An 18,555-nucleotide genomic window follows, 5' to 3' on the forward strand; every position below is an offset into this window, starting at 1 on the left:
AGCGCGTTCGGCGTAGCTCGGTCGAAGTCCTTGACCTGCTCATGGACTACCTCATTTCTTCGATGGTGAATCTCCCATTGTTGAAAACGCTAGACCCGGAACGGCCGGCTTCGTGACCGTTTGTGCGAGTCATGTATTCGTCGAGAATCCCGGCGATCCGGATGATCGCCTCGTTCTCGGTCATTCCGAGGTGGTGCACCTCGACGTCGACGTTCGAGATGTCGCCGCGGACGTAGGGCGCCCACCCGTCGTGTCCCACCGCATCCGCTCGCCGGTCGCGCACCGCGGTGAAGTACTGCAGGTCGACGTCGACCACGGGTGGCTGCCAGTCACCCAGCGCCCGGAGCAGCAAGTTGTATGTCTCGGTGAGGTTCTCGATGGAATCGGCGTCGATGCCGAGTCCGGTCCCGAGACGCTCGGCGATCTGCTCGGCCGCCTCTTCCGCGGTCGCGTCGGCGCTGACGAAGTCGATGCCGAGGACCGGACCGAGGTTGCTGATCAGTTCACCGGCCGTGATCGTCTGGATCGCGTCGGTGTCGACGGCGTCGGCCTCGGTGTCGAGCATCGCGAGCAGCGCGACCTCTTCTCCGGCGGCCCGCAACTCGGCGGCCACCGCGTGAGCGATCGTGCCGCCCAGCGACCACCCCAGCAGGTGGTACGGCCCGTGCGGCTGCACGGCCCGGATCTCGTCGAAGTAGCGCCGCGCGAGACCGGACACCGTTGTGGGACCGTCCTTCTCGCCACCGATCTGAGGTGCCTGCAGGCCGTACACCGGCCGCCCGGACGCGAGGTGCCGGCCGAGGGTGTGGTAGGCCCACGAGAGACCGGAGGCAGGATGGACGCAGAACAGCGGCGGCTTCTCCCCGCCCGGACGGATGGGCAGCAGGACGTCGAAACCGAGCGGCGGCAGCGCATCGAATTCCATCGACGCGTCGGCGCCCTCGCCGTTGCCCATCCAGTCCTCGATCCGCCGGGCCAGATCGGCCGGGCTCGAGGCGGAGAGCATCCACCGGACCGGGATGTCCATGTGCAGTTCGCTCTTCAGGTCGTTGACCACCTGCACCGACCTCAGCGAGTTGCCGCCGAGTTCGTAGAAGTCGTCGTCGACACCCACCCGCTGCACGCCCAGGACGTGTTCGAAGGTGCGGACGATCTCACCTTCCAGCCACGTCGACGGTTCGCGGAACTGCGCGGTGTTCAGCGTCGGATGGGGTAGTCGCTTGCGGTCGAGCTTGCCCGACGCGGTCAGCGGCACCGTCTCCAGCACCAGCACGGCGGTCGGCATCATGTAGCCCGGCAGCTCCGTCGATGCGAAGGCCGTCACCTCGTCGGTGTCGAGCGATTCGGCATCGCCGGTGGCCGGCACGAGGTACACCGCGAGGAACTCGACGGTCTCGGTCGAGGTGACCGTGGCGACCGCGCGGGCGACCTTCGGGTGTTCGGCGAACACCGCCTCGATCTCCCCGAGTTCGATGCGCAGACCGCGCAGTTTGACCTGGAAGTCGCTGCGGCCCAGGTACTCCAGGTCACCGGACGGGCGTCGTCGCACGAGGTCGCCGGTGCGGTACATCCGCTCCCCCGGTGCGAACGGGTCGGCCACGAACCGTTCCGCGGTCAGGCCGGGCCGGCCGTGGTAGCCGCGGGCCACCTGGGTCCCGGACAGGTACAGATCGCCGGTCACACCCACCGGCACGGGCTGCAGTCTCGAATCGAGGACGTAGGCCCGGGCGTTCCACACCGGCTTGCCCATCGGCACGGCACCCGTGTCGTCGGGATGGGCAGCGTACGCCGTGGCGTGCACCGTGAACTCCGTCGGACCGTAGAGGTTGTGCAGCTCGACTCCCGGCAGCATCCGCCGCGCCGCGGCGACCACGTCCGGGCCGAAGGCCTCGCCCGCCACGAGCAGCGCCCGCAACGATTCCAGCGCAACGGTTCTCGCCGAATCGGCGAACACCGCGAGCATCGACGGCACGAACGAGGTGATGGTCACGCGCTCCCGGGCGATCGTGTCGGCGAGGTAGTCGGGGTCGGTGTGCCCGTCCGACCGGGCGATCACCAGTCGCGCTCCCACCACGAGGGTGGCGAAGAGCTCCCATACGGAGACGTCGAAGGTGGCCGGGGTCTTCTGGAGGACGACGTCCGCGACGTTCAGGTCGTATTCATCGCTGATCCAGAGCACCTGGTTCACCACCGAACGGTGCGACACCGCTACGCCCTTCGGCCTACCGGTGGACCCGGAGGTGAACAGGACGTAGGCGAGATTCGCCGGGGTCAGCGGGCCGAGCCGGTCCGCGTCGGTGAGCGGCGCATCGTCGAATGCGTCGAGATCGACACCGTCGAGCGAGGTGAGGACGACGACCGGATCGGCGCACTCGAGCATGTAGTCGATCCGCTCGGCCGGGTGGTCCGGGTCGACCGGCACGTAGGCACCGCCGGCGGCGTGCACCGCGTACATCGCGATGACCTGGTCCAGCGAACGCCGCATCCGCAGCGCCACCAACGAATCGGGTCCGACCCCGCGGGAGACGAACCACCTCGCCAGCCGGTTGACGCGGCCGGCGAACTCACCGTAGGTGAGGGTGACGTCGCCTGCCGTGATCGCGGGGCTGTCGGCGAACCGGGCCGCCGAGTCCGCGAAGAGCGACGCCAGCGTGGCGGTGGGGTCGACGGCGTGAGCGGTCTCGTTGCACCGCACCAGGACCGCATGACGTTCGTCGTCGTCGAGCAGGTCGACCTCGTGGACCAAGCATGCGGGGTCCTCAGCCAGCGCACTGAGCATCCGCACCAGGCGTTCGCCGAAGCCGGCGACCGTCGACGCGTCGAACAGGTCGGTCGCGAAGGTGATCCCGCCGCGGAGCCCGGCCGGCGCGCCGCTCGTGTCGTAGGTGTCGGACACCGTGACCTGCAGGTCGAACAGCGACATCCCGGTGTCGGGTTCGACGGCGGACACCGACAGCTCCGGCAGTTCGATGTCTGCCGACGAGATGTTCTGGAACGCCAGCATCACCTGGAACAGCGGGTTGTAGGCGTCGGACCGGACCGGGTTGAGCTCCTGCACGAGTCTTTCGAACGGGACGTCCGCGTGCCCGAACGCCGCCAGATCGGTGTCCCGCACGTCGTCGATCAGCTCGCGCAACGTCATGTCCGGGCGCAGCCGCGTGCGGAGGACCAATGTGTTGACGAACATGCCGATCAGATCGTCGAGTTCGCGCTCGCCGCGTCCGGCGTAGGGGGTGCCGATCGCCACGTCGTCGGTGGCCGCGAGCCGGGCCAGCAGCGCGGCCAGCGCGGCATGGAACACCATGAACAGCGTCGTGTTGTGGGCGCGTGCGACCTGTTGCAGCGCGGCGTGCAGGTCGGCGTCCACGGTCAGCGGGACGTTACCGCCGGTGTAGGACTGCGCCGGCGGCCGCGGGCGGTCGGCGGGCAGTTCGAGCAGGGCGGGCGCGTCGGCCAGTTGCTGTGTCCAGTAGTCGATCTGCGCCCGGAGCAGCGAGTCGGGGTCGTCGGTGGCACCGAGCACCACCCGCTGCCAGACCGCGTAGTCGGCGTACTGCACCGGCAGCGGTTCCCAGCCGGGTTCGCCACCGTTGGTGCGGGCCGCGTACGCGTTCATCAGGTCCCGGGCCAGCGGCGTCAACGACGAACCGTCGGCGCCGATGTGGTGGATGACCACCGCGAGCACCCATTCGTCGTCGCCGAGCGAGAACAGCCTGATCCGCACCGGGACCTCCGACGTGACGTCGAAAGGTTGCGCCAGCAGCTGCGACATCGCCCGCGGCATCTCCGATTCGGGCACCGAGCTGACGACCACCGGGACGCGGTCGACCGCCGGCGGCAGAATCACCTGTGTCGGTTCGGCATCCATGTACGGGTAGACCGTGCGCAGAATCTCGTGACGGTCGACGACGTCGCCGATCGCCGCCTGCAGGGCATCGACGTCGAGGTGCCCGGACAGCCGGACGACGATCGGGATGCTGTACGCGGGCGAGTCGGGTTCGATGCGGCTGAGGAACCACATCCGCTGCTGCGCGTACGAGAGCGGGATGCGCTCCGGTCGGTCCAGCGATCCCAGCGGAATCCGTCCGATGGCCGTGTGGGACTCCGCCCGAGCCGCCAGCTTCGACACCGTCGACGCCTCGAAGATCATCGACACCGGGACGTTGGTGCCCAGTGCTGCGCCGATCCTCGACACGACGCGGGTGGCGGCGAGGCTGTTGCCGCCGAGGTCGAAGAAGTCGTCGTCGGCACCGACGCCGCCCTCGATCCCGAGGACGTCGGCGAAGACACCGGCCACGATCTCCTCCACCGGGGACGACGGGGCGCGGAAGCGACGGGTCGTGATGAGCGGCGCGGGAAGGGCCTTGCGGTCGAGCTTGCCGCTCGGCGTCAGCGGGATCTCGTCCAGGACCATGACCGCGGCCGGGACCATGTACGGCGGCAGCGAGTCCAGGAGCAGGGCCCGCAGCTTCTCGCCCGAGACGACCTCGCCGGGAGCGGGCACGATGTAGGAGACCAGGCGCATGCCGACCCCGCTGTCGCGCCGCGGCACGGTGACCGCGAACGACACCCCGGGATGCTCACCCAGTGCCGAGTCGATCTCTCCGAGCTCTACCCGGAAGCCGTGGATTTTCACCTGGAAGTCGTTGCGTCCCAAGAATTCCAGCGAACCGGCCGCATTCCAGCGGACGACGTCACCGGTTCGGTACATCCGCTCGCCGGACCGGCCGAAGGGATGGGCCACGTACCGCGACGCGGAGACACCGGGGCGGTTCAGGTAACCCCGGGCCAGTGCCGGACCGGCCAGGTAGAGCTCGCCGGCCACACCCGCCGGCACGGGCTGCATCCGCGGGTCCAGGACCAGTGCCTGCATCCCGGCCAACGGCGCACCGATGGTCGAGCGCTCCCCCGCGCCCAGCGGTTCGGTCGCGGTCGCGACGATCGTGGTCTCGGTGGGGCCGTACAGCACCCGGAACCGGCGGGCCCGGGCCGGATCGTCGCCCACCCAGCGAGTGATCAGATCGGTCGGCACCTCGTCGCCGCCGGACAGGACCTCGCGCAGGTCGTCGAGGCCCTCCGGATCGACCGACGCCAGCGCGGCGGGGGTGACGAACGCGTGAGTGACGCGCTGATCGCGGAGGAAGTCGCCGAGCTCGTTGCCGCCGCGAACATCGGTGGGCGCCACCACGAGCGCCGAGGACGAACTGATCGACAGCAGGATCTCGAGCAGGGAGGCGTCGAAGGACGGCGACGCGAAGTGCAGGACCCGGGAGCCGGGACCGCTCTCGGGATCGACGAACAGTGAGGACAGGTAGTCGGCGACCCCGGCGTGGCTGACCGCGACGCCCTTGGGCACGCCGGTCGATCCGGAGGTGAAGACGACCCACGCCGTGTTCTCTGCACGTACCGGCCGCAGGCGTTCGGCCTGCTCGACCTCGGCGTCGTCGAGTGCGTCGATGCGTGCGGCGTCGGCAGGATCGTCGACGACGACCCAGTCGATCGTCCCGGGGAGCCCGGCGCGTGCGCCGAGCGTCGTGATACCCAGCGTCGCACCGGAATCGGTGACCATCTGATCGATACGGGCGGTCGGGTAGTGCGGGTCGACCGGGACGTAGGCGGCCCCGGACTTGACCACGGCCCACCAGGCGATCACGGAGTCCAGGGACCTCTCGACCGCGACGGCCACCGGCCGCTCCGGTGCGGCGCCCAGTCGGATGAGATGCCGCGCCAGACGATTCGAACGACGGTCGAGTTCGGTGTAGGTCAGCTCGACGCCGCCGGCGATCACCGCAGGTCCGCGCGGGTTGCGCCGGACCGCAGCGGCGAAGACCTCCGACAGGAGCACCGGCGTCGGTCCTTCCACGGCGAGACGCGGACGACCGACGCGGGACAGCAGGTCGGTACGTTCGGCGGCGTCGAGCCAATCGATCTCGCCGACCGGGGTCTCCGGATCGTCGACGATCGCCTCCAACATCCGGCACAGTCGTTGCACGAAGCCCTGGACTGTTGCCGGATCGAACAGGTCGTTGGCGAACATCATCGCGCCCGAGATGCCCCCGGCGGCACCGTTCTCGCCGTACGAGTCGGCGACCACGAGCTGCAGGTCGAACTGGCAGACACCGGTGTCGGCCTGCGCCCGCGACACGGTCACCTCGGGCAGCACGACGTCGGTCTTCGAGAGGTTCTGGAAGGCCAGCGCCACCTGGAACAGCGGATGGTGTGCCGTCGAGCGCTGGGGATTCAGCTCTTCGACGATCCGCTCGAACGGGACGTCGCCGTACTCGTAAGCGTGCAGGTCGGTGTCCCTGACCTGACCCAGCAGATCGCCGAAGGACTGCTCACGGTCGAGCGGCGTGCGCAGGGCGAGGGTGTTCACGAACATCCCGACCAGCGGTTCGAGTCCGGGCTCCCCGCGGCCGGCGACCGGGGTGCCGATGACGATGTCGTCGCCACCGCTCAGGCGGCCGAGAAGCGTTGCGAGTGCGGCGTGCAGCACCATGAACAACGATGCGTTCCGCGAGTGTGCGAGTTCCATGAGGCGATCGTGCAGCTGCGCGTCGATCTCCACCGGGACGTGGCCGCCGGACAGGCTCGCGACCGCGGGCCGTGGACGGTCGGTCGGCAGATCCAGCACATCCGGGATCTCCGCCAGCGTCGACCGCCAGTAGTCCAGCTGAGCGTGCATGAGGGACTGCGGATCGTCGGGCTCACCGAGGACCCGCCGCTGCCACAGTGCGTAGTCGGCGTACTGGACCTCGAGCGGTTCCCAGGCGGGTTCCTGTCCTTCGAGCCGGGCCGCGTAGGCGACCATGACATCCCGGGCCAGCGGCGCCATGGACTGCCCGTCACCCGCGATGTGGTGGACGACGAGGACCAGCAGGAATTCTCCGGCCTGGTCCAACCGACCGCCGGCCGGCTTGCCGGACTCGTCGATACGCAGGAGGCCCACCCGGATCGGCACCCTGGTGGTCACGTCGAAACCGCGACGGACGAACTCGGACACCACTTCTTCGACCGCGCTCTCGGGCACGTACCGCACCTCGACGGCGGCCGCGACGTGGTCCAGCACCACCTGATGCGGTTCACCGGCGTCGTCGGGGTAGATCGTCCGCAACACCTCGTGCCGGCCGATCACGTCGGCGAGCGCGTCCTCGAGTGCCGCGATGTCGAGGCGTCCGGTCAACTTCAGCAGAACCGGGATGTTGTAGGCGGGCGACTCCGGCTCCATGCGATTGAGGAACCACATGCGCTGCTGTGCGAGCGACAGCGGAATCCGCTCCGGTCGCGGGCCGGGGATCAGCGGTGCACGGTGCCCTTCCTGCAGCGATCCGGCGAGGCCGGCCAGTGCCGACACGGTGGGCGCCTCGAACAGGGCTCGCACCGGGACACGGACTCCCAGCGCCGAACCCACCCGCGCCGCCACCACCGAAGCACTCAGCGAATCGCCGCCGAGGGCGAAGAAGTCGTCGTCGGCACCCACCCGGTCGATCTCCAGGACCGCTTCGAAGGCGGTGGCCACCGCGGACTCCGCGGGAGACGACGGCGCCCGGAATTCCGTTGCCGCGAACACCGGTTCGGGCAACCGGCCCCGGTCCAGCTTGCCGGTCGGGGTCCGCGGGACCTCGTCGAGTACGACGACCGCGGCCGGGACCATGTACGCGGGCAGGCTCTGCGACAGGAAGTCCCGCAATCCATCGCCCGACAGTTCCTCCCCCGGCGCGGCCACCACGTAGGACACCAGCATCTGCGGCATCCCGTTGTCGCTGCGGACGATGGTGACCGCGTAGGCGACATCGGACCGGCCACCGAGAGCCGCGTCGATCTCCCCCACCTCGATGCGAGTGCCGCGGATCTTGACCTGGAAATCGTTGCGTCCCAAGTACTCCAGCTGATCGTCGGCGGCCCGCCGGACCAGGTCACCGGTACGGTACATCCGCTCGCCGGTGTCGCCGAACGGGCATGCGACGAACCGGGCCGCGGTCGTCGTGGGCTTCCCGACGTAACCGTCGGCCAGTCCAGGTCCGAAGAGGTAGAGCTCACCGACGACGCCCTGGGGCACCGGGCGCATCCACGTGTCGAGCACGACTCCGGCGACCGGTCCGATCGTGCGGCCGATGGTCACCGGCCCGTGCGGATCGAGTGGTTCGCTCGCCGTGGCCCAGATGGTGACCTCGGTGGGGCCGTAGATGTTGATCATCTTCCGTCCCGGCGCCCACCGCGCGACCAGCTCCGGGCCGACGGCCTCACCGGCGGGAGCGAGCACGCGCAGCGTGTCGAGATCCGCCTCGGGCACGGTCGACAGGGCCGACGGCGTCACCACCGCGTGCGTCACGTGTTCGCGTCGGATCAGTTCGGCCAGTTCGGGACCGCCGTACACGTCGGGTGGTGAGACCACCAGGCGGCCACCGGCACCGTGCGCCATCAGCAGCTCGAACACCGAGGCGTCGAAGCTCGGCGAGGCCACCTGGAGAACGCTCGCGGTGTCGTCGGCGAAGAGTACGCGGTGCTGCGCCTCGACGAGCCGCGCCAGACCGCGATGGCTGACGATCACGCCCTTCGGCATGCCGGTCGAGCCGGAGGTGTAGATCACGTAGGCGGTCTGACCGATCCGGATCGGTCCACCGCGCTCGGCGTCGGTGATCGGTGCGTCCGACTCGGCGTCGAGCAGGCACGGGTGCCGTCCGTCGTCGAGTTCGAGCCACTCGATGCCGGGGGGCACGCCGGGACCGTCCAGGGTAGCGGTCCCGGCGTGCGTGAGACCCAGCCTGACATCGGCATCGGAGAGCAGGTATCCGATCCGTTCAGCAGGCAGGGTCGGGTCCACCGGCAGGAATGCCGCGCCCGTCTTGGCCACCGCCCAGATGGCGACGACCGCGTCGAGCGATCTCGGCAACACACAGGCGACCACATCTTGTGATCCGACTCCTCGGCGCAGGAGGAGTCTGGCCATTCGGTTCGACCGCTCGTCGAGCCAGCGGTACGACACCGACGCACCGCACGTCACCGCGATGGCGTTCGGTTGACGGGCAACGGAAGCGGCAAGGATGTCGGGCAACGTCGCCGGCCGGAGGGTCCGCGGCGACCCGGGCAGATCCAGCTCGCCGCCACCGTGCGCGAGCACGCCCACCCGCGTGTCCGGGTCGTCGGCGATCCTGGCCAGACACTCGACGAAGAGATCGAGGATCTCCCGCGCCCTGGCGGGGGCGAAGTCGCCGCGGCGGAAGCGCAACGTGATCGACAGACCCGGCTCCCCTTCTCCCACATCGTTCTTCGGTGCGACGACGAGACTCAGCGGATACGGGGTGGCATCGACGCCGGTGATCCCGTCGACGCGGAGTCCCGCCGAGGACACGAGCTCCTGGAGGGTCGACTCGCGCAGCGGGAAGGACTGGAAGGCGAGCGCGGTGTCGAACATCTCCGAGAGACCCACCGCCCGGTGGATGGCAGGGAGACCCACGTAGTGATGGTCGAGCAGTTCGGCATTGCTGTCCTGGGCACCGACCAGCAGGTCCCGCAGCGTCGCCGCGGGATCGAGGCGGACCCGGACCGGGACGGTGTTCAGGAACATCCCGAGGGCCCGCTCGACACCCGGCAGTTCCGGCGGTCGCCCGGCGACGGCCGAGCCGAGGATGACGTCGGTCTCGCCGGTCAGCACGCGCAGGACGAGTGCCCATGCCGTCGACACCGCCGTACCGACGGTGACCGCGGAATCGGCTGCCACGGAACGCAACCGCAGGAACTCCTGGGCCGGCAACTCCGCACCGACCTCACCGGCCAGATCGCCCGACATCGCCGGATCGCGCCGACTGACTCGGGTGGCTCCGTCGACGTCGGCGTAGGCCCGTGCCCATGCGGCGATGGATGCCTCGTGATCCTGCTGCGCCAGCCAACGCAGGTAGCCACGGTACGACGGCGCCGACCCGGCGTGCTCGATCCGCTCCGGTTCGCCGTAGAACTCGAGGAGTTCGCCGATGAGCAGCGGCATCGACCAGCCGTCGAGGATGACGTGGTGGTTGGTGATGTGTAGTTCGAACGCCTCGGCGTCGAGCCGGATCAGGGTGAACCGGATGAGCGAGGGGATGCTGAGGTCGAAGCCTGCCTCCGCATCCTCCGCGGCGATGCGCGCGGCGTCCTGCTGCGCGATCTGGGCGGGCCGGTCGGACAGGTCGATCTCGCGGAAGGCGACTTCGGCGTCGCCGACCACGACCTGGCGTGGGCCCCTCGAGGTCTCGACGAATCCCGCCCGCAGGATGTCATGGCGGTCGACGAGTGCCTGGGCCGCAGATCGCAGCCTCGCCCCGTCGAGATACCCGGACAGCCGGACCGTGGACTGCACGGTGTAGTTGTCGGCCGCGTCGGGATCGAGCGTGGAGTGGAAGTGGATGCCGGACTGGGTCGGGGACAGCGGCCAGATCTCCGACAACCCCGGGTACCGATGACGGAGGTTCTCCGCATCGGAGTCGCACACGTCGGCGAAGTCATCGGCGGAGAGCGCCTCGTGATCGTCGGAACCGGTTTCCACCACGGCGACCGGCCGGGCAGCGTCGTCGTGTCCGACGCTGTCCGGATCGACGAGCGCGGCCAGAGCGGCGACCGTCTTGGCCTCGAAGACCTGGCGGCCGGTGATGTTCAGTCCGGCCGACTTGGCCAGGGCCACCAGTCGCATCGAGACGATGGAGTCGCCGCCGAGGGCGAAGAAGTTGTCGTCGGCGGTCACCGCCTCGAGGTTCAGGGCCTCGGCGAACAGTCGGGATATGAGCTCCTCGGTGGGTGTCGACGGCGCTCGGCCGCCGGCGCTCTCGGCGCGGAAGTCCCACGCGGGGAGAGCCTTCCGGTCGACCTTGCCGGTGCGGGTCACCGGCATCGCCGGCAGCTCGAGGATGGCGGTCGGAACCATGTAGCGCGGCAGTGATTCCGCGAGATCGGCGCGTAGCGCGGTGACGTCGAGCTGCTCCCCCGGCGTGCCGACGACGTAGGACACGATGACCGGCTGACCGGTCGGGCCCGGTTGGACCAGGGTGACGGCCTGCGCCACGGCCTCGCGTCGTACGAGATGGGCGTCGATGTCCCCGGTCTCGATGCGCAGGCCGTGGATCTTGACCTGCTGGTCGTTGCGTCCCAGGTAGTCCAGTTCGAGTCCGTCGCGTCCGCGGATCCATCGCACCTGGTCACCGGTGCGGTAGATGCGTCCGCCGGTCGCCGACCGCGGGTCCGCGACGAACCGGGAGGCGGTGAGGCCGGGCCGGTCGAAGTACCCGCGGGCCAGACCCGGTCCGCCCAGGTACAGTTCGCCGGCCACGCCGACCGGGACCGGACGCAGCCATGCGTCGAGCACGACCGCGGACACTCCGCGGACCGGTTCCCCGATGGTCACCGGTTCCCCGGGCTGCAGGTCGTCGGCCGCGGTGGCCCAGATCGTGGTCTCGGTGGGTCCGTAATGGTTCATCAACCGGCGGCCGGGCGCCCAGCGGTTCACGATGTCCGCGCCGGTGGCCTCGCCGACCACCGCGATAGTCGCCAGTGACGGCACCCGTGCGGGGTCCATCGTATTGAGGGCGGTCGGCGTGATGATCGCGTGCGAGATCTGTTCGGCCCGAATCAGTTCCTCGAGATCGACGCCGCCATAGACGTCCTGGGGCGCCACCACCAGGCAGGCCCCGTTGCCATGGGCGAGCAGGACCTCGGAGACGCAGGCGTCGAAACCAGGGGAGGCCACCTGCAGGACTGACGAACCGGGCAGTACACCGAAATAGTCGGCGAGGGCGGTGACCCGGTCTCGCAGCCCCCGATGGGCGATGTGGACCGCCTTCGGCCGTCCGGTCGACCCGGAGGTGAAGATCAGGTACGCACTGCTGTCGGCCTCCACCGGGGTCGTCGACCGGTCCGCCTTCGCCCCTTCGTCATCCGACCGGCCGGCGGCGTCGAGGACGAGCCAGTCCACGGAAGCCGGGAGATTCTTCGTGACCTCCTCGACCGTGATGCCGAGTGTGCAGTGAGAATCGGCCAGCAACTCGGCCAGGCGGTACGCGGGGTTGCCGGGATCGAGGGCGACGAAGGCCGCGCCCGACTTGGCCACCGCCCACATGGCGACGATCAACTCGACCGACCGCGGGAGCGCCAGCGCGACGAAACCCTCGGGTCCGGCGCCGCGGCGCATGAGTTCACGGGCGACACGATCGGCCTGCCGGTCGAGCTCCCGGTACGTCAGCGTGTTCTCTCCCGAACGCACGGCCGGCAGGTCGGGGTGGCGGCGCGCGGTGTCGGACAGGATGCCCCGGAGTGTCCGCGGTGTCAGTGCCGGCGGCCCCTCGACGCGGGCCAACTCCGCCCATTCGGTGTCCCAGCACGGGGAGACCGTCGCGACCTTCTGGCCCGGGTCCGCCGCGATCTGACCCAGCAGCATCACGAAGCGCTCGAGCAGCAGTGCGGCGGACTGGGCGTCGAGACGATCGGAGGCGTACTTCAGGATCAGCTCGTACTGCCCCGGCTCGCTTCCGGCCCGCGACGGCCGCGGCGGCGTGACCTGGAGGCTGACCGGATACGGCGTCGCGTCGTGGGCGACGATGCCCTTCCACTGCAGCCCGGCATCCGCGAGCGCGCCCGCCACACCCTCGGCGTCGATGGGATAGGACTCCAGAACCGTGGCGGTGTCGAAGATGTCGGCCATCCCCGCGGCCCGCTGGAGTTCGGCGAGGCCGATGTTGCGGTGGTCGAGCATGGCGGCCTGCTCGGCCTGCGCCCGCGTGAGCAGCTCGGTGACGGTCTCGTCGGGATCGAGCCGGACCCGCACCGGCAGGGTGTTGATGAACAGTCCGATCATCCGCTCGATCCCCGCGATGTGCGCCGGCCGATCGGAGACCGTGTTGCCGAACACCACGTCCGACCGACCGGTCATGGCGGAGAGCAGCAGCGCCCAGGCCACCTGGATGGCGGTGTTGGGGGTGACGCCGTGGGCGCGACCGAGTCCGAGGACCGCGTCGGTGGTGGCGGCGTCGAGATCGAGGTCGACCTGTGCGACCTCGGCGGTGGCGACCCGCTCCGGGTTGCCGGTCAGCCGGGTCGGGCTCTCGATGTCTGCCAGCATCTCCTCCCAGGCCTCGACCGTCGCGTCGTGGTCTTGGGAGTCCAGCCACTGCAGGTAGTCCCGGAAGGACCGCGGTGTGGGCAGCCCGGCCGCGGCACCGTCCGTCGAATCGGTGATGTAGAGCGCCAGCAACTCCTGGACGACCAGCGGCATCGACCACCCGTCGAGCACGATGTGGTGGTTGGTCAGCAGGAGCATGAACTCGTCGTCGTCGACGCGGATGAGGTGGAACCGCATCAGCGGTGGCCGCGTCAGGTCGAAGGGGGTCGCCGACTCGGTGATGAGCCGTCGCAGTTCGCGGTGCCGCTCCCCGGGATCGGCGATGCCGGTGAGGTCGGAGTCCGTCCAGTCGACGGCCACGTCACGCAGCAAGAGCTGACGCGGACCGGCCGCGGTCTCGACGAAGGCCACGCGCTGGCTGTCGTGCCGGTCGATGAGCGCCTGTGCGGCGCGCCGCATCCGCTCCGGCCGTAGCGATCCGCCGAGGGTCAGCTCGGCCTGGACGACGTAGCCGTCGGCGCCGCTGACCCCGCCGGCGGCGTTGGTGTCGATGCCGTCGTAGGTGGCGTGGAACAGGAGCCCGGCCTGTAGTGCCGTCAGCGGCCAGACATCGACCATCGACGGGTGTTCGCGCAACCAGCCGTCGATCTCTTCCTGCGTGGTCTCCACGAGCGGGAAGTCCGACGGCGTGTGCCCGCCGGCGTCGTCGGCCTGTGCGTGCCGGGCGAGCGCCTCGAGCGCCTGCACCCACAGTTGCGACAGTTCCTCGACCTCGGCGCGGTCGAGCACCAGCGAGGCGAACTCCCACACCGCGTCGAGTTCGAGTCCGTCCGGACCCGGCTCGGCGATCGCGTTGATGTCCAGGACCGCCGGGAGGGCCATCCACGGGTCGGCGGTGCCGGCCAGCGCGTCGAACTCGCGCGACGGCGTCCACGGTCCGAAGACGTCACGGGTACCCGCGCGGCCCAGGTAGTTGAAGCTGATCTGCGGTTCGGGACGGTTCTGGAGTGCGTTGCAACCGACCGGGTCCAGGTGCCGCACCATGCCGTAGCCGATGCCGTTGTCGGGCACCGCGCGCAGGAACTCCTTGACCCGCTTGATCGCCGTACCGGCGGCCGTCCCGCCGGCGAAGGCGTCGTCGAGGTCGAGGTCGTCCAGGTCGAGCCGGACGGGGAACCGCGAGGTGAACCAGCCGACCGTCCCGGTCAGATCGGCGCCGGGGACGGCCGACTCCTCACGGCCGTGTCCTTCGAGTGCGATCAGTTCGCCGCCCGGAGCCTCGCCGTGCAACGAGCGCCAGCGGGCGAGCGCGAGTCCCAGCGCCGCGAGCAGCGGGTCGTTGGGGCTGCCGTGGAACCGGCCGGGGATGGTCGTGACGATCGTCTCGGTGACGTCGGCGGGGATGCGCATCCGCACGCGTCCCGCGGTGGCGGTGACGTCCCGGTCGGGTTGGAGTGCGCGGTCCCCGAGCGGGCGGTCGCCGGCCGCGAGGGTGTTCGACCAGAGGTCGAGCTCGGCGGCGGTACGGCCGGAGGACCGCTCGACCAGGCCGTGGACCCAGCGACGCACGGAGGTCGTCGGCGTGCTGAGCTGTGGTTCGCCGCCCGCGGCGATCTGACCGTGGGCGACCGCGAGGTCGCTCAGCAGGATGCGCCACGACACGCCGTCGACGGCGAGGTGGTGGATGACCAGCCACAGCAGGTCCGGCTTGGTGCCGTTGCGGTCCCGCAGCCAGACGAATCGCGTGAGCAGCCCGGCGCGCGGGTCCAGCAGATCGGCGGCCGCCTGTAGCTGCTGGTCGATCTCGTCGGCGTCGCGCCGTTCGAGCCACACCTCGGTCAGCGTCTCCTCGACGTCGACCGAACCGTGCTCACGGACCTCGACGAAGCCCTCGCCCGCGTGGTCGTCGCGCAGGACCGCCCGCAGGAGGTCGTGGCGGTCGACGAGAGCGCCCAGAGCGCGCAACAGGTCGGTGCGGCGGAGGTCGTCGGGGAGCTCGATGAGCGCGGCCTGCGCGAAGCGGTCGATGTGTCCCCGCTCGAGCATCGCGTGCATGATCGGCGCCAGCGGGAACGAACCCACGCCCGCGCCGGGGAGTTCGTGCAGCGTGTCGTCGGCCGACGCCTCGGTCGCCCGAACCGCCAGAGCTGCGACGGTCTTGCACTCGAACACGTCCTGGGTCGAGAACGCCAGCCCGGCGGCCTTGGCCCGGCCCACCAGTTCGATCGAGGAGATGCTGTCGCCGCCGAGAACGAAGAAGCTGTCGTCGGCACCGACCTCGTCGACGCCGAGGACCTCGGAGAACAGCTGCGCCAGCCGGTACTCCGCGGGCGTCGACGGCGGCCGTCCGGTGCGGGCGGCCGCGAAGACCGGAGCGGGCAGCGCCTTCCGGTCGACCTTGCCGAACGCGTTCAGCGGCAACGCGTCGAGCGTGGTGATCACCGCCGGGACCATGTGCGGCGGAAGCGATTCGCGGGCGAACCGGCTCAGCTCGGAGACATCGATCCGATGGTCGCGAACCGGCGACACATAGGAGGCGAGGACGGTCGCGCCGGCGTTGTTGCGGACCGGCACGGTGATCGACGCCTCGACGTCGGGGTGACCGATGAGGGCCGCGTCGATCTCGCCGGGCTCGATCCGGTAGCCACGGATCTTCAGCTGGAAGTCGGTACGACCCAGCAGTTCCAGCGACAGCGCGGAGGGCTTCCCCACCCAGCGCGCCAGATCGCCGGTGCGGTACATCCGCTCCCCGGGTTCACCGTGGGGGTTGGCGACGAACCGGCCGGCGGTCTGGCCGAACAGATTCGCGTAGCCCCGTGCGAGACCCGGCCCCGCCAGGTACAGCTCGCCCGCGGTGCCGATCGGGACCGGTTGCAGTGCGGGGTCGAGGATCATCATCGACGCACCGCGCACCGGGCGTCCGACCGTCAGGTCCTCGGCGGGGTCGATGACACCGCTCGCCGCGGTGATCGTCGCCTCGGTGGGACCGTACTCGTTGATCATCCGCGCACACCGCGTCCAGCGTTCGACGATGCGCGGCGCGGTCTTGTCGCCGCCGACCATGACCGCCCGCAGGTCGGTCAGGGCTTCCGGCTCGATGGTGGCCAACATCGCCGGCGTCAGCGTCAGGTGGGTGACACCCTCGTCGGTCAACAGACGGGCCAGCCGCTCCCCACCGATCACGTCCGGCGGTACGACGATCAGCGCGGAGCCGTTCGCAAAGCAGGTCAGCAGCTGTTCCATCGACGCGTCGAAGCTCGGCGAAAGGGCATAGGACACCCGTGATCCCGGGTCGAGGCCATAGACCTCGGACCGATCGGAGATGAGGTTCGCGAGCCCGCGGTGCGTGACCTGGACGCCCTTCGGGACACCGGTCGATCCCGAGGTGTAGGTCATGTATGCGACGTTGTCCGCGCGCAGCGGACGGATGCGGTCGCGGCCGGTGATCACCGCGTCCGGGGCGAGGGCGGCCCCCTCCCCGGGACCGCCCTCGCCGGCGACGATCACCGTGGGCATCGACTCCGGGAGTCGGTCGGTGAACTCGTCGGCTGTGATGGCCACGTCGACGCCGCTGTCGGTGACGATGTGCTCGATACGCTTGCGTGGGTAGTCCGGGTCCACCTGGACGATGGCAGCCCCGGACTTCGCAACCGCCCACGCGGCGGTGACGGACTCTGCGGACCGTCTGAGAAGAATCGCGACGGAGGTGTCCGGCCCACAACCCATGTCGATCAGGCGGCGTGCCATCCGGGACGAGACGGCGTCGAGTTCCCGGTAGGTGAGCCGGCGGCCGTCCGACGAGATCGCGACGCGGTCACCGTGACGGGCCACGCTGTCGGCGAGGATGTCCGGAAGGAGCCGCGGCGCAAAACCTTCCGAACCACGCACGGGCAGGAGCGCGTTCCTCTCGTGCTCGTCGAGGAGCTCGAGCAGGCCCACCTGGTCGTCCGAGGCGCCTTCGAGGAACTCGTGCAGGAACATCAGGAACCGACGGTGATGGTCGGAGAGTTCGGCGGGCGTGTAGACGTTCGGGTTGCCCTGGAAGTCGATGTGCGTGCTGTCGTGTCCCGCACCCGGGTAGATGTTGACGAACAGGTCGGAGGTCGGGCCGGAGGTGAGCACGTGCAGGCGACCCGCCACATCGCCGAAGACGACCTCACTGTCGATCATCATCAGGTTCACGGCCGGGCCGAACGACGACGCCTCGTCGCGCGCGATCCCCATGTCGCGGAAGATGTCCTCCTGGCGGTAACGCTGCCGCCGGAGTGCGCTCAGCAGCTCACCCTTCACGGCGGTGACAACCTGGTCGAGCGTGCGGCCCGCGACCGGGACGCGCAGCGGCACGACGTTCGCCACCATGCCGCCGGAGCGGCGCAGGACTGCCGAGTGCCGGCCCGAGACCGGCAGGCTCAGGAGAACTTCCGGGCTCCCGGTCATCCGGGCGAGGTAGACGGCGAAGGCCGCGACGATCACCGGGGTGACACCACCGTCGTGCGACGCGTCGTCGAGGAGACGCGCGGTCTCCTCGGGCAGCGGCGTGGACACGAGGGTCGGGTGCAGCGTGGGCTTGCCGAGCCGGCCGGCGAGACTGACCACCGGCGGGGCACCTTCCAGGTGTTCGCTCCAGTACTTCCGGTCGTTCTCGTAGCGGCTCGACCCGGGATAGGACGCGTCCTGCTCGATGATGTCGGCGAGATCGCTTGCCTTGCAGGGTGGTGGCTCCTCACCGCGGATGCCGGCGTTGTACCGCTCGGTGATCCGCCGGACCATCGTGACCGCACCGAACCCGTCGAGCGCGATGTGGTGTGCGCGCAGATACCAGAAGTAGTGGTTTGTCCCGACCTGATAGACGACGCTCGTCATGAGGTGGTCAACGAGAAGGTCCAGCGGTCGCGAATAGTCCTCCGTCATCAGACGATGTGCGGTCCCGATCGGGTCGGGCTCGTCACGTAGATCGACGGTGTACACCGGACCCCCGTGCGCCTCGTCGACGTACTGTCGCGGCTCGCCGTCGACCTCGATCAGCCGCAGGTATCCGGAACCGAACTCTTTCCCGGTCGTCCGTGCGGCGTCCTCGAGCACGTCGGTGTCGAGTTCACCCTCGATCTCGACATACTGCGCCACCGAGATCGGCAGGTCACCTGCCACGTGCTGCGCGAACCAGATACCCCGCTGCGCCGCGGACAGCGGCAAGGTGCCGACCCGTGACCGAGCACCCGACTCACCGTCGAAGGTTGACTCGAAATTTCTCTCTGAGATGGTCACGCGGCCTCCCCATGCGTCCTCATCGACTGCGTCCACCGGGCCTGGGGGCATAACCCGGACGGAATCGTCAGACCACAAATTGCTCGTCTCGCGCCTGAAGCGAGAATGGGCAATGTAGCCCCCCTGGATAGTTGTCACCCCGCCGACAAGAACGGACCCTACTCTCGCGAAACTTTCCGCCACAACGATTTCCGAGAAGCTAGATC

General features: G+C 69.6%; 1 protein-coding gene. It reads right to left on the minus strand.

What is annotated here, in order from left to right; translation table 11 throughout:
* Positions 1–46: 46 nt before the first annotated feature.
* Positions 47–18,349 (minus strand): amino acid adenylation domain-containing protein, encoded by an 18,303-nt coding sequence (locus RVF83_RS01500; protein WP_005201489.1) that lies wholly within the window; start codon positions 18,347–18,349, stop codon positions 47–49.
* Between the last annotated feature and the right edge of the window lie 206 nt (positions 18,350–18,555).

The organism is Gordonia rubripertincta (assembly GCF_038024875.1).
Lineage (GTDB): Bacteria > Actinomycetota > Actinomycetes > Mycobacteriales > Mycobacteriaceae > Gordonia > Gordonia rubripertincta.